General features: G+C 38.6%; 16 protein-coding genes. 11 read left to right on the plus strand and 5 right to left on the minus strand.

The features are described 5' to 3' along the window. The first annotated feature begins 768 nt into the window (after positions 1-768). The 4 genes from AC4D4A_RS00005 (at position 769) to AC4D4A_RS00020 (ending at position 2079) form a co-directional block, all read left to right on the plus strand. Positions 769-1161, plus strand: coding sequence for a hypothetical protein (locus AC4D4A_RS00005; protein WP_490993993.1), 393 nt, complete (start codon positions 769-771; stop codon positions 1159-1161). A 117-nt stretch (positions 1162-1278) separates the two neighbouring features. After that, positions 1279-1497, plus strand: a complete 219-nt coding sequence (locus AC4D4A_RS00010) for a DUF3953 domain-containing protein (protein ID WP_066108616.1) — start codon at positions 1279-1281, stop codon at positions 1495-1497. Positions 1498-1564: 67 nt separating this feature from the next. Continuing rightward, the gene (locus tag AC4D4A_RS00015) at positions 1565-1765 is read left to right on the plus strand and encodes a hypothetical protein (RefSeq protein ID WP_066102689.1); all 201 of its coding nucleotides are present in this window, start codon (positions 1565-1567) and stop codon (positions 1763-1765) included. 116 nt (positions 1766-1881) lie between these two features. Further along, entirely contained in the window at positions 1882-2079 is a 198-nt protein-coding gene (locus AC4D4A_RS00020) for a DUF4177 domain-containing protein (protein ID WP_490993994.1), read from the plus strand. 245 nt (positions 2080-2324) lie between these two features. Here AC4D4A_RS00020 and AC4D4A_RS00025 read toward each other — a convergent pair whose 3' ends face one another. Beyond that, complete coding sequence (locus tag AC4D4A_RS00025) at positions 2325-3248, minus strand: alpha/beta hydrolase (RefSeq protein ID WP_490993995.1); 924 nt, start codon at positions 3246-3248, stop codon at positions 2325-2327. 131 nt (positions 3249-3379) lie between these two features. Further along, complete coding sequence (locus tag AC4D4A_RS00030) at positions 3380-4015, minus strand: class I SAM-dependent DNA methyltransferase (RefSeq protein ID WP_490993996.1); 636 nt, start codon at positions 4013-4015, stop codon at positions 3380-3382. Between the two features lie 180 nt (positions 4016-4195). On the opposite strand from AC4D4A_RS00030, the gene AC4D4A_RS00035 reads away from it, so the two are divergent. The 3 genes from AC4D4A_RS00035 to AC4D4A_RS00045 all read left to right on the plus strand — a co-directional run bounded on the left by AC4D4A_RS00035 (position 4196) and on the right by AC4D4A_RS00045 (position 7992). Continuing rightward, positions 4196-4438: a YqkE family protein gene (locus AC4D4A_RS00035; RefSeq protein ID WP_490993997.1), complete on the plus strand. Its 243-nt coding sequence runs from the start codon at positions 4196-4198 to the stop codon at positions 4436-4438. A gap of 225 nt (positions 4439-4663) precedes the next feature. Continuing rightward, the gene (locus AC4D4A_RS00040; protein ID WP_490993998.1) at positions 4664-6361 is read left to right on the plus strand and encodes a methyl-accepting chemotaxis protein; all 1698 of its coding nucleotides are present in this window, start codon (positions 4664-4666) and stop codon (positions 6359-6361) included. Positions 6362-6492: 131 nt separating this feature from the next. After that, positions 6493-7992, plus strand: a complete 1500-nt coding sequence (locus AC4D4A_RS00045) for an aminotransferase class V-fold PLP-dependent enzyme (RefSeq protein WP_490993999.1) — start codon at positions 6493-6495, stop codon at positions 7990-7992. A 55-nt stretch (positions 7993-8047) separates the two neighbouring features. Here the strand turns inward: AC4D4A_RS00045 and AC4D4A_RS00050 are convergent, their stop codons facing one another. Next, positions 8048-8968, minus strand: a complete 921-nt coding sequence (locus AC4D4A_RS00050; RefSeq protein ID WP_490994000.1) for an aldo/keto reductase — start codon at positions 8966-8968, stop codon at positions 8048-8050. A gap of 64 nt (positions 8969-9032) precedes the next feature. Next, positions 9033-9167 carry a Z-ring formation inhibitor MciZ gene (mciZ, locus tag AC4D4A_RS00055; protein WP_490994001.1) on the minus strand — a complete coding sequence of 45 codons (135 nt, stop codon included), beginning with the start codon at positions 9165-9167 and terminating at the stop codon, positions 9033-9035. Between the two features lie 80 nt (positions 9168-9247). Here mciZ and AC4D4A_RS00060 point away from each other — a divergent pair, with 80 nt between their 5' ends. After that, positions 9248-9799 (plus strand): NUDIX domain-containing protein, encoded by a 552-nt coding sequence (locus tag AC4D4A_RS00060; RefSeq protein WP_490994002.1) that lies wholly within the window; start codon positions 9248-9250, stop codon positions 9797-9799. Beyond that, positions 9799-10974, plus strand: coding sequence for an endonuclease Q family protein (locus AC4D4A_RS00065; protein ID WP_490994003.1), 1176 nt, complete (start codon positions 9799-9801; stop codon positions 10972-10974). The genes AC4D4A_RS00060 and AC4D4A_RS00065 overlap by 1 nt, the downstream gene beginning before the upstream one ends. 44 nt (positions 10975-11018) lie before the next feature. Here AC4D4A_RS00065 and AC4D4A_RS00070 read toward each other — a convergent pair whose 3' ends face one another. Beyond that, the gene (locus AC4D4A_RS00070; RefSeq protein WP_490994004.1) at positions 11019-11588 is read right to left on the minus strand and encodes a GNAT family N-acetyltransferase; all 570 of its coding nucleotides are present in this window, start codon (positions 11586-11588) and stop codon (positions 11019-11021) included. A 137-nt stretch (positions 11589-11725) separates the two neighbouring features. Here AC4D4A_RS00070 and spoIIM point away from each other — a divergent pair, with 137 nt between their 5' ends. Together spoIIM and fur are read left to right on the plus strand one after the other, a co-directional pair. Continuing rightward, complete coding sequence (gene spoIIM, locus AC4D4A_RS00075) at positions 11726-12367, plus strand: stage II sporulation protein M (RefSeq protein ID WP_490994005.1); 642 nt, start codon at positions 11726-11728, stop codon at positions 12365-12367. A gap of 178 nt (positions 12368-12545) precedes the next feature. Beyond that, positions 12546-13031 (plus strand): ferric iron uptake transcriptional regulator, encoded by a 486-nt coding sequence (fur, locus tag AC4D4A_RS00080; protein WP_490994006.1) that lies wholly within the window; start codon positions 12546-12548, stop codon positions 13029-13031. Positions 13032-13123: the final 92 nt, after the last annotated feature.

The raw sequence follows: 13123 nt of genomic DNA on the forward strand, positions 1-13123 counted from the left end.
CTAAGTCCAGTTGAATACCGGACTCAGATCTTAGAAGCTGCTTAATTTTTTGTGTCTAACTTTCTTGGGTCAGATCAAAGGAGGATTAATGCCTTTTTGAGTTGAATTTCTTATTGTAGAAAAGGGGTAGGTTAGCGGAAGAAGGATGTAATTATTTATATTTCAATATTAAGAAGGTGTAAAATAAGTGGAAATAAAAGATAAGATTATTTATGTAAGCCTAATAATAGCAACCCTATTTGGAATTTTTGGGCAAGATATAGCGTACTTTTTAAATGAATATTTCATTAAATCCTATCCAATATATTATTTAACTGCTTTAACAGTAATAAGTATGTTTCTATACATAAGCTCGATGCTTTTCATTTTTATTCAATATAAGATGCAAAAACAAACAAAAAACGCATTAGAAATTGCGTCTGTAATTTTCTTAATTGGGTTCCCAGTTTCTTGTTGGTCTTTATTTGTTACTGCTATGTGGTGGGGTTAATACGGAGCTATTGCTTTTTAGGGTGGAGTTGTATTAATTAAGTGTTCGCATTAAGAGTGCATAATTCCTTGGAAAGATTAACGCATTTTTATTATGAATTATGGTAGAAACGGGGCCGGTTAGTTGAAGAAGATAAGGAAGAATTATTAGGTCATATAGTCTGATATAATAGGCTAAAAAGCTGATAGGGGTAGGAAGATATAGAAACTTTTCTTTTGTTTTATAAAATACATGAAAGTAATGTAAAACCTATTGATTATATAAATTGGGCTTTCAGGATGTTGGAAAATGATTGTTCATCCTTTTCTTTGAATATTCTTTCTTCTCTAAGAGAACCGCTTAATATCTTTGAGGTGGAAGGTTATTTTAGAAATGTTGTAAGTGAGTTAAACTTACAGGAACCATCATATAAAAATTGTGCAGAAATTTACATTCAGCATTTATCAAAAAAGATACTACAAAATGAAAATAATGCCATTGATATAGCTTATCAAATTTATGAGGTAGTTCGTGACCTGGATTATCCCGAAGACCTAGAAGAATGGTACACCATCAGTGAATTTATAGATGATTTTAGATATGGAGATAATCATTCTAATTTAAGTAAGGTCGCCTTAATTACAACTATCGTGAACGAGGCAAAAAAACAATTAAGAAGAAACAGCAAGTAAAGATTCCGCTTTAACTAACGGGGCAGGTTAGCTCAATAAGGAAATTTCTAATTTCTATATATAGTAAAGTGGAAATGATATGATTTTAAATGTATTTACGTATTGTGGGAGGAGAATATGCTACTAACTTTAAGAATTACCTTAGCGATAATTGTTGTTGTTTTATCTGTTTATAGTTTGATAACTGAAAATTACGACTTTAGCTCTTATACGATTTTATTCTTAGGTTTTATGATTTTAGTGATGGGATTAGATGAACTTCAAAAAGACAGAAAAAACTTTTGGGGATACACAAGTATTATTATTTCGTTATTTATTTTTCTTAGTCTTTATTAAAGAATTCTTATTAAAGTAACGGGCAGGTTAGCGGAAGAAGGAAAGTAATGCTTTAAGGGGGATTATTATGCAAGATTTAGAAGTCAGGAAAAAGTTCTTTTTGTCGCTTCTTATTTTCCCGCCAATTGGTCTCTTGATTAGAACATACGATGAACTGTCATTGGTAACGAAAGGCATACTGACTACAGATATGTATGTTTTGATTTTAATCACAATAGTTGGAATAGTTGGGTATGTGGATGCCAAAAAGAAAATAAACAGTAAATAGATATCAGTATGTTCTAGTCGTTATTAGACAAACGGGGCAGTTTAGTGGAAGAAGGACTTTCTTTAACACTACCGAATGTATAAATATAAAAACCATTTTAAAAAGGGGAATCAAAAGTGTACGAATATAAATTTGTTAAGGTTGAATTCAAAAGATTATCAGGAAAACCTACTGAAGATTATCGAAAAGTAATTAATAATCACGCATCAGAAGGTTGGAGATTTGTTCAAATTTTTGCTCCTGACTTCATAACTTCTGGTGTTGGGGTAGGCACTTACTATGAACTGATTTTCGAAAGACCACAACTTACATAAACTATGTGTATAAGTCTACTCAAACAGACGGGGGTGTTGATCCAAGGAGGATTAATGCTCTTTTTTGTTGAAATCCTTATTGTAGAAACGAGGTAGCATTCCTGTATTAAATGAAGTAAGTTTGTGAAGAAATGTACTTAAACTATTGGGGGCTTTAGTTAAATAACGAGTACAGCCACCACTTCCTTCCAGGCGGTGTCTGTATTCGCAACCTAGAAAACAAACAGCCATAAAAAAGTGCCACCCTAAAAGAAAGGGGGCACATGTGCTTTGAGAAAAGCATCGATTACTTTTTCATAAGCTTCAGGGTTCGTATTATAGGATTGGGCGTGTTGGCCTTTTTCGGCCAGATACAGCTGTTTTGGTCCTTTTTTGTGTTCATATAATTCCTCGCTCATGGTTGAGGGGATATATGCATCCTCTAAACTATGGATAAAAAGAACAGGGCTTTTTATATTCTCTACTGCCTTTATAGGAGAAACCTCTCTAAATGAATAGCCATCTCTCCGTTTAAGCCACCAATCCCCAAAGGGGAGAACCATCCATTTTGGAAGGTGGAAGTCTTGTTTTAGCCGGTAAGCAATTTGCTCGGAGAATTCGGAGAATGGACAATCCGCTATGTAAAAATCAGCTCCATCCTCAACGGTGCCTGCATATAGTAACAGGGTGACCGCACCCATCGATTCACCATGGATGCCAAGCAAAATATCATGACCCTTTTGAGCCTTTAATTCATCTACAATAGCGGCAAGGTCGTCTTTTTCATAATACCCGTAGCTGCTTGTTTTTCCTTCCGAATCACCATGGCGGCGATGGTCATAAATGACGGTATTAAATCCTTTTTTTGCAAATAAATTGACATAGCGAATGGAATTCCACTTATTTTCAGTGATTCCGTGCGCAATGATCATCCATTTTTTTGATTCTTTATGTGGTTCTGTAAATATGGCATGAATCCGGTATCCGTGTTTGGACTGAATCCATTTCTCCTCCTGAGGCAGTTTTTGAAAGGAAGCAGTGTCAAAACGGCCTGCCTCGATTTCACGTTTCCGAACGACCTCCACATCTTTTCGTTTCATATACATAAGCATGTTAGAGAAGAATACACCAATACCGATTATGTATGTGATGATTACACCGAAGATAAAATACCATCTTTTCTTTTTCAAATGAAACCCTCCGAAAACACATTATCATCCTTTAGTTTACCATTCTGCAGAGAAAACAAACACAGAAATAATAGGCAGATTCACAAACGAAAAAACCCTATATTGCTATAGGGATAGAGGCTAGTATTTAATTATTGTTTAGTGGCATGCATGAGCCAGACAAATGCATTAAGCTGCTCAAATGTTACGTGAAATTGATGCTTTTCCAGGATTGATTTCATGTAAGGAATCGTCGTGTAATATTCAGTTCGCAGATCCTCTGCTAATCGATCGAAATTGTTGCAATCAGCTTTATCAATGGCCGCCTGCTGATCCTCTTTCGTTAAAAACATCGTATCCGCAAAAACGATTTTACCGCCTGGTAGTAGAAGAGTGGAGTATAGAGCAAAAGCTTTCTCTTTTTCCTCATCGGTTAAATGATGAAAGGCATATGTGCTTACAAAGGTGTCAACTCCATTTTCAACTGGAAAGTGAAAGAAATCACCGTCTACAATGGATAAGGATCCGAGCTTTTTCTTTGCCTTTTTTCTCATTTCTGTAGAAGGCTCGATTCCGAGAACTTGGTTCCCTTTTTCCAGTAGCCGTGCAGTCAAATTCCCTGTTCCGACTCCGAATTCGATTACAGACCCTTCCGCATGGGAAGCAACTGCTTCAAGGATCTTTTCATAATGTAAGAAAACATCGGTATATTGGTCATCAGAACCGGATACCGTTTCATCATAATTAGCAGCCCATTCATCAAATAGCTGGTCAAATTCTCTGCCCATCATACCCCTCCTTTAGTTCCTAATAAATCATATCATATTTATATGAATAATATGGTATAAAGTTACAATTTTTACCTGAAATAAGAAAAAGGGATTAGAGGCTGTTAAAAAGTATTTAAACCTACCTGACTTAATTTGACTGACCCATTATAATAGAAAGAAAAAAGGAGCTATTATCCGATGATGAAACATAAACCATCCAAGAAAAACGATGACGGCTCAATTAGCTTGGGAGATCTGCTTAATCAAGATGTTCTGAGTCAATTGCAGAATAAAAAAAGTGAATTAAAGGAAGAAGAGCAACATCGAATACAGCAAATGGAAAAACAAAAGCGCGAGGAACGTAAACGCCGCGAGAAAAATAAAAGCTTTGAAGAGCTATTGAATGAGAGCAATCTAAACTGGAAGCAGTTTAAGGGCTAAAGGAAGGGACCGCCTAACTGTAATGCATTCTTAAAGGAAGTTGTAACACTACCTTTAAGAATGCATTGCGAAGCAGGGGGGTCTTTTTTATTCGCATAAGCCAATAGTTCTGCTCACTATTTACCATCAGCCTGCAAAACTTCATAAAAATGGTTACATATTACGTCGAACTGGCCGATATAGATAACGGGAAGATATATCGGAAATTATGGAGGAATTTTGAAAATGAATATCAGGCGGAAAATCGTTATTACTTTTATCAGCGTTACTGTTTTAAGTTTAATAGTTGCTGCTGTTCTCGCTTACAATCTGTATTCGAATGAAAGGCGCATTCAGGATATAAATAAGAGTTCTTTAGAGATTGTACTACATACAGATCAAATGAAAGTGAATGTTATACAGGTGCAGCAGGTATTCAAAGGAATCAGTGCGACGAAAGGCTCGGACGCGATCGATACATATTCGTTGGCTGATACGTATGCGGAAGAATTTAAGAATCATGCAGAGGAATTAAAAGAATTGGGTGTATCATCTGGAAAATTGGATTCGTTAGCAGATTCCTTTACCGAGTTTTATCAATCCGGGCAGCTAATGGCTGAGAGTTTCACAGAAAAGGGGATAGAAGCTGGTAATGAGTCTAAGGTGATCTTTACTCAATTTGAACAAACCATAGAACAGCAACTTGGTGACTTACAAAAACAGGCTGTTGATGGAATTCATAAGGATATAAATCAGTTGAAAGAGCAGACGAGAAAGGCATTAACGACTGCGTTAACGGTTTTTGTTATGAACCTAGCGATCGGCTATACCATGGTTTATAGAGTGACACGTCCGGTTACGCGGGGAATAGAAAAGTTATCTAAGCAAGTCATGTTGATTGCCAAGGGAGATTTAACAAAACCAATTGTTGCAGAAACAAAGGATGAAGTCGGTACACTTGCGAGTGGAATGGAACAAATGCGTACAGAGCTTGTGTATTTAATAGGTGCCATCAAGGAATCATCTGATAAAATCCATGCCAATACCGTTAAGATGGCAGAGGGTACTCAGCAAACCGGTGTGGCTGCTGATCAAATTGCCACCACTGTTTCGTATATCGCATCCGGAATTGATACTCAGTCACATAAAGCCAACCATATCTTTGAGACAATGGTAAATATCACAAAACAGGTTGAAACAGGGACCTATTTTACAAAAGAAACATTAGGCAATGCCGAGGAATCATCCGTTATAGCAAGGGATGGACAAGTGATGATTCTTGAAGGACTACAGGTATTAGTAGCACTTGGTGATGATATTGCTCATGCCAATGAACAAGTGAAGCATTTAGGCGAACGAGCAAATGAAATTGAAAACATTATTCGGTTTATTACAGATATTTCGGCCCAAACGAACCTATTGGCTCTAAATGCCGCTATTGAAGCCGCAAGAGCGGGAGCGCAAGGGAAAGGCTTTGCTGTAGTGGCAGATGAGGTACGTAAGCTGGCAGAACAGACAAATAAAGCTACTGAAGAGATCAAGGATTTAATTAATAAAATTCAAAAAGACACATTTAACACCATGAACGTTATGGAAAATAATTTAAATCAGTTCCGTACTCAGGTTGATACAGTGATGGAAGGCAGCAGTACGCTGACAATCATAAATGATAAGGTCGGATATACAAAGAATCATTTAGAAAAATTAACTGAGTCCTTTCAAATGATTAATGAAGATGTTAAGAGAGTGGAGGGCATGATCGAAGAAACATCCACAACTATTCAGGAATCGGCGGCTTCTGCCGAAGAAGTTTCTGCATCCGCAGAGGAACAGAATGCAATGGTAAAAGAGACAGCTGAATATGCTAGTGGACTAGCTCAGATTACAAATGAACTTATTGCTCTTACAGGGAAATTTAAAACTGAGAAATCAATGGAAGAATAATGAAAGGCCCTCATCACTGAAAAAGGTGATGAGGTTTTTTTGTGAAAATCACTATTTTCTCCATGGCAATAACCAATAGGCCATTTATTCATATACTGTTACTGACTTATGCAGATAGAAGGTGAACAGGATTGCTGAGGGCAAGAATTGGAAATCATCAGCGAGAATGGTTTGGAGAGCTGGAGCAATATTTCCATGGCTTTCGCAAACACATTATAGGAAATGACCAAACGTTCTCAACCCCATACGGAGAAAAGCCAATTATATACGCGGACTGGACAGCAAGCGGAAGATTATATAAACCGATAGAGGACAAAATCACGAAGGAATTTGGACCGTTTATGGCAAATACCCATACTGAATCAAACCAAACCGGCTCGTTCATGACGAATGCATATCATCACGCGAAGAAAATCATAAAGGAGCATGTAAATGCAGATCCAGATGATGCGATTCTCCTTGATGGCTTTGGCATGACGTCGGTCATTAATAAATTTCAACGTATACTTGGTTTGCGCGTGTCGGAAAAATGGGAAACGAGGCTTAAACTAGAGCATGAGGAAAGACCGGTTGTATTTATTACACATCGAGAACATCATTCCAACCATACCTCCTGGCTTGAGACGATATCTGATGTAGTTATCGTGGAACCTGATCGAAAGGGGAATGTCTGTCCGGAGCAATTAGATCTGCAGTTACAATCATATTCAAACAGACCGTTGAAAATCGGTGCTTTTACGGCATGCTCCAATGTAACCGGACTCATTACTCCATATTATGAACTGGCACGTGTGATGCATAAGCATGGCGGTATCTGTGTAGTTGATTTTGCTGCGAGTGCCCCCTATGTAAATATGAATATGCATCCCGGGAATCCTGCAGAACAGCTGGATGCGATTTGTTTTTCACCGCATAAATTCCTGGGAGGACCCGGGACGAGTGGTGTTTTAATTTTTAATAAAAATCTGTATCACAATCACATACCTGACCATCCTGGCGGCGGCACAGTCAATTGGACGGATCCGTGGGGAAACAAAAGCTATTATGAGGATATTGAAACGCGGGAGGACGGTGGAACACCAGGAATCCTGCAATGCATTCGAACAGCATTATGTATAAGGCTAAAGGAGGAAATGGGGGTAGACAATATGTTGGCAAGAGAGAAAGAATTGCTTTCCATCCTTCTTCCGGGATTGTTATCCATACCTGAAATTAAGGTTCTTGAACCAGAGAAAGAAGAACGATTGGGGATTATTTCATTTATGGTTCCGGGGGTGCACTATAATCTAATTGTCAAATTATTAAACGACCGGTTTGGAATACAGGTGCGGGGCGGTTGTTCCTGTGCGGGAACGTATGGGCATTATTTATTGGGAATCTCCAAGGAGAGTTCCAAACAAATCATGGAATTGGTTGATCAGGGCAATTTAGCGGTTAAACCTGGATGGATTCGATTTTCTATTCATCCAACCATGACGAATGCGGAAGCCTACCAATTTATTTCAGCTATGAAATGGATTGTTGATCACTTGGAAGAGTGTCAGCAGGATTATGTGTATGATTCAAAGACGAATGATTATTTTTATTGTGATTACCAACGGGAAGATTTTGATTGGTTATTCTATGTATAGGAAAAAATTAAGAAAAGGAATCAGGCTATTTAGATGGAAATAGCCTGATTCCCGTTTAATCGCGATGTGTCTCATATTTATTTGCTTTAGTTAAGGAACGCAATAGTTCCAGTTCTTCGGCGGTTAACGGTTTGCTGTTTATAGCCTTCATATTTTCAAGTAATTGTTTTTCGCTGCTTGCCCCGGGAATCACAGCAGCTACCGCTTTAGAAGAGAGAATATATTGTAAAGCCAGTTCATTCATGGAACGGCTCGCTAATTTTTCTTGAATGGATGGAAGCAGAGACTCTAGCTCCTCATATGTATAGTCTAAATATCCATTTTCTCGGATAGAGTCGGATGCTTTATTTAACATTTCCTCTGTTAAAAGGCCTTTTGCTACAGGGCCTCTGGCAATGATGCTGATTTGATGATCCTCCAGTAATGGCATCCATTCCTCCGCTCTTCGATCGAGAATGCTGTATTGCATCATGACCGAGATGATGCCTGAGTGGTTTGCAAATTCCTTGATGACATTGGGACGGATGGAGGAAATGCCGTACTCACGTATATACCCTTCTTTCTTTAATTCTTCAAAGGCGGAAATGGTTTCATCCAGGGGATCGTCTATTGTACCACCATGAAGCTGGTATAAATCGATATAATCGGTCTGCAAACGCTTTAGGCTATGCTTTACGGCCTGCTTAATATAGGTTCGTGAGGGGTCCCAGGACCATGAAGTTTTCTCGTCATTCCATCTGTTACCTGCCTTCGTAGCCAATATCAGGTTCTGTCGATATGGTTTTAACACCCTTCCGACTATCTCCTCATTAAGGCCAAAATCATACAAATCGGCTGTATCAAAATAGTTGATTCCGTGTTCGATGGCTGTCTCCAGTATTAGACGGGCTTGTTTTTCGTCTTTGCCGAGAGACATGCATCCAAGTCCCATCTCCGTAACATATAAGTCAGATTCTCCAATTTGTCTCTTTTTCACAGGAAATCTCCTTTCGCTATTACAGTTTGTCTTTTCTTTATTGTAATAGAAGGAGTTAAATCCGTCATTTTATTTGCCGAGCGGCCTGCAGCCAGTCCTTGACATACACATATTGATTGCCATATTGCTTTAATTTCGCCTTTACTTCCCAAGCTTTTCCGCTCAGAATGATTTGATTGTCACTGATCCATATTTTCATAACGCACCCCTTTGGACATGCTATATGGTAAAATGTATGAACAGAGGAATGCTTTTTAGAACAAAAGGAGAGATTTAACGATGTACAAATATGAAGAGAAAACGATCAAATCAGAACCTATTTTTAAAGGAAGAATTCTAGATGTACGTGTGGATGAAGTGCTTCTTCCGAATGGAAAGACATCGACCAGAGAATTAATTAAACACCCTGGAGCGGTCGCAGTAATTGCCGTTACAGATGAAAATAAGCTCGTGCTTGTTGAACAATACCGTAAGCCGATGGAAAAAGCGTTAGTTGAAATTCCTGCCGGTAAATTGGATGCCGGTGAAGATCCAAGAGATTGTGTGGTTCGCGAGATGGAAGAGGAAACCGGATATGCCTGCGAGTCCATTGAACATATTATTTCCCTTTACACATCGCCTGGATTTGCAGATGAGATTGTACATATTTACCTGGCTAAGGGTCTTTCTAAAAAGGAAGATGCAAGAGGCCTGGATGAGGATGAATTCGTTGACTTGATGGAAGTCACATTGGAAGAGGCGTTGGAACTGATTAAAGAAGAGAGAATTCAGGATGCCAAAACAGCCTACGCGGTTCAATATTTACAGCTCCAACAGGCACTGTCTAAATAATGAAGACGTATTACGCAGATTTTCATATTCATGTGGGGAGAACGAAATCTGGGAAGCCTGTCAAAATTACAGGAGCGCGGACCCTGACGATTTCAACTATTCTTGAATATGCTGCGACAAGAAAAGGACTTGATATGGTTGGAGTCATCGACTGTCATGTTCCTGAGGTGATAGAAGAACTTAAGGAGCTCATGGCAAAAGGAGAGATGAAAGAACTCGAGGGCGGCGGTCTTCAACATAAGGACGGCACGGTTTTGATTCCGGGCAGTGAGATTGAAATCAATGATGAAAACTGCAAAGGGCCCATACATGTGCTGGCTTATTTCCCTACTCTTGAAAAAATGAAGCTGTTTTCGGAATGGTTTGCAGCTAGAGTTAAAAATAATACTCTCAGCTCTCAGCGTATTTATGAGAGTGCTACCGTATTACAGAAAAAAGTAAAGGATTTGAGCGGGTTATTTATCCCTGCGCATATCTTTACTCCCCATAAAAGTTTGTATGGCAGAGGGGTCATAAAGAGCTTAAGCGAGGTTCTGAATCCAGACTGGATTGACGCTGTTGAGCTGGGACTCAGTGCAGATACTGCTATGGCATCCAGGTTAAGCGAGCTGAACCGCTATCCCTTTTTAACAAATAGTGATGCCCATTCATTACCAAAGCTGGCACGTGAATATCAAAAACTGTTGCTGCAGGAGCCTAACTTTACCGAATGGCATAAAGCACTTCAACAAGAAGATGGCCGTGCCATTTTAGCTAATTACGGACTGAATCCGTATTTAGGTAAATACCATGAAACAGTTTGCGAGAATTGCGGCGAAACTCTAGCTGTGTATTCAGAGCGCTGTCCTTATTGCGGCTCTAATCAGGTGACACGTGGAGTAGCCGAACGTATCGGTGATCTTGCAGATGCAGAGCCGGGAGATGTTCCGGAGGAGAGACCGCCTTATATTCATCATATTCCGCTTGAGTTTATTCCAGGGCTCGGTCCAAGAACGTTGGATAAACTAGTAGCTGGCTTTGGTTCAGAAATGGCTGTAATCCATGAAGCCAGCCTGGACGAGCTAAAGAGGTTGGTCCCTGAAAGAATAGCCATGCTCATCTATAAAGCACGGGGTGGCACATTGTCTTTGCAAAAAGGTGGAGGCGGTATTTACGGTAAAATTATTACGGATTAATGAAGAAAATGGGCGTGAATAGCATTCATAGCCCTTTTTCTATTTTACAAATCATTTCTGATTTTAGAGAAAATACATGTGTCACGGAGGGAGGTGCCTGTGGAATCATAGCTGTCGTGTCTTAATGTCCCTTCAAGAGTGTAACCCAGTTTTTCAGGAATCCGTCTGGAGTTTATGTTTTTTGGATCACAGCGAATTTCCACCCGGTTAGCCAGTAATTCATCGAATGTAAAGTTCGTCAATAATTCAACAGCCTCCGTCATATACCCTTTTTTAGTGTAACGAGAATCCATCCAATATCCGATCTCGAACTTTCTTGTTTCCCAATTCATTCTATGTAAACCGGTGGAACCAAGGAAGATATCATCTTCTTTTCTCATTACATAAAGACGTATATCTTCTCTTAAAATAAACTCTGCCTGTGCTCTTCGTAAATTTTCCTCCGTCTCCTCTAATGTCTGATCCCGATTAGCCCAGGGCATCCAGGGTTTTAACTCTTCTTTTGAAGCCAATATGGCATCATGGACCATAGGCCCGTCTCCCGGCTTGCAAGAACGCAGATAAATTCGGTTTCCATCAAGTCTTTCTGGTATGTCCAGCAGAATCGGATTCATGCCAATATCCTCCTTTTATGTAAATTAAAGAGATTATATCATACTATTTAGACTAGTAAGAATTTATTTTTTACTAGAATACAATCTCTAGTAAATACATAGAATCTAGTAATGGAACCGGAGAGGAGAATTCCCCTGTGAAAAAATCGTATTATAAAAGAGCTTTACTTTTTAATATTAAAGATCATTTATCTATTTTCATTTTTATTATGGTCCTATTCCTGATGGGAATCATTTTTGGGGCAATCATTGTCAACAGCTTATCTTTAACTCAGAAAGAGGATCTGTTTTATTATTTGTCTCAGTTCTTCGGAGAATTAAAGCAAGGGAAAGTCAGTGCAAGCAGTGAAATCTTCATCTACAGCTTTAAGGAGAATGCGAAGTTTATTATCTTAATGTGGATTCTAGGAATCTCGATTATCGGGTTACCAATGATTTTAATTCTTCTTTTTATAAAAGGAATCGTGATCGGTTTTACTGTCGGTTTTCTGGTTAGTCAAACAGGGTGGCAGGGTTTTATGCTTGCGTGCGTATCAATTTTACCTCAGAATATCATCCTTGTACCCGTAACCATTATCATGGCCTCCTGCGCGGTCGTTATCTCGATTAAAATGATTAAACGCCAATTTTTAAAATCAAGCCGCGAAAAATTAAGGCCTTATTTTTTTCAGTATTCTCTGTTGCTTGGGATGGCCTTAGTGTCTTTTGTCGTTGCAGCCTTGATTGAATCCTTTTTATCACCAGGACTAATGAAAGCGGTAATTGATAATATGGGTTAATAATGATTATTAAATAATAATCATTATTATAAGTTGTTTATAATTATTATATTTTACATGGACGTATTTTTTGCTATACTATAAATGGTGATAGAAGGCCGGACTCATAATCCCTTTTGCCTTCTTCTATAATATGATGATGAAATCCGGACAGATTCAGCGGCGAGGAGGAAAAGGGTTGGAATCTAGATTAGATCGAATAAAAAAGCAATTACATTCTTCAAGTTACAAGCTGACGCCGCAGCGAGAGGCCACGGTTAGAGTGTTGCTCGAGAATGAAGAAGACCATTTAAGTGCAGAGGATGTATATTTGCTCGTTAAAGAAAAAGCACCGGAAATCGGTTTGGCAACTGTATATAGAACGCTTGAATTGCTTACTGAGCTTAAAATAGTAGATAAAATTAATTTTGGTGATGGGGTTTCCCGTTATGATTTGCGACAAGAGGGAGCAGCGCATTTTCATCATCATTTAGTCTGTATAGAATGTGGAGCAGTAGATGAAATTCTTGAAGATTTATTAGATGATGTAGAACCGATTGTTGAACAGAAATTCAGATTTAAAATTAAGGATCATCGTCTAACATTTCATGGGATTTGCCATCGCTGCCAAGATAAAAAAGAAGAGCCGGAAACTGCAGGGTCCGGGAATAACCATGCAAGATAAGCCTTTCCGTTATGGAAAGGTTTTATCTTTTACTCATAAAACGTAGATGATACGTATAAAACATGTCCAAACAGGCATAAATTGATAAAAAA

The organism is Pradoshia sp. Z5_111, assembly GCF_058267535.1.

Coding starts and splice junctions, on each gene's coding strand:
- mciZ (WP_490994001.1), bottom strand. CDS start 9,167: ATGAAAATATGGATCAGTGACAATCAAATCATTCTGAGCGGAAAAGCT.
- AC4D4A_RS00005 (WP_490993993.1), top strand. CDS start 769: ATGTTGGAAAATGATTGTTCATCCTTTTCTTTGAATATTCTTTCTTCT.
- AC4D4A_RS00015 (WP_066102689.1), top strand. CDS start 1,565: ATGCAAGATTTAGAAGTCAGGAAAAAGTTCTTTTTGTCGCTTCTTATT.
- AC4D4A_RS00030 (WP_490993996.1), bottom strand. CDS start 4,015: ATGGGCAGAGAATTTGACCAGCTATTTGATGAATGGGCTGCTAATTAT.
- AC4D4A_RS00070 (WP_490994004.1), bottom strand. CDS start 11,588: ATGAATCCGATTCTGCTGGACATACCAGAAAGACTTGATGGAAACCGA.
- AC4D4A_RS00040 (WP_490993998.1), top strand. CDS start 4,664: ATGAATATCAGGCGGAAAATCGTTATTACTTTTATCAGCGTTACTGTT.
- AC4D4A_RS00060 (WP_490994002.1), top strand. CDS start 9,248: ATGTACAAATATGAAGAGAAAACGATCAAATCAGAACCTATTTTTAAA.
- AC4D4A_RS00035 (WP_490993997.1), top strand. CDS start 4,196: ATGATGAAACATAAACCATCCAAGAAAAACGATGACGGCTCAATTAGC.
- AC4D4A_RS00010 (WP_066108616.1), top strand. CDS start 1,279: ATGCTACTAACTTTAAGAATTACCTTAGCGATAATTGTTGTTGTTTTA.
- AC4D4A_RS00065 (WP_490994003.1), top strand. CDS start 9,799: ATGAAGACGTATTACGCAGATTTTCATATTCATGTGGGGAGAACGAAA.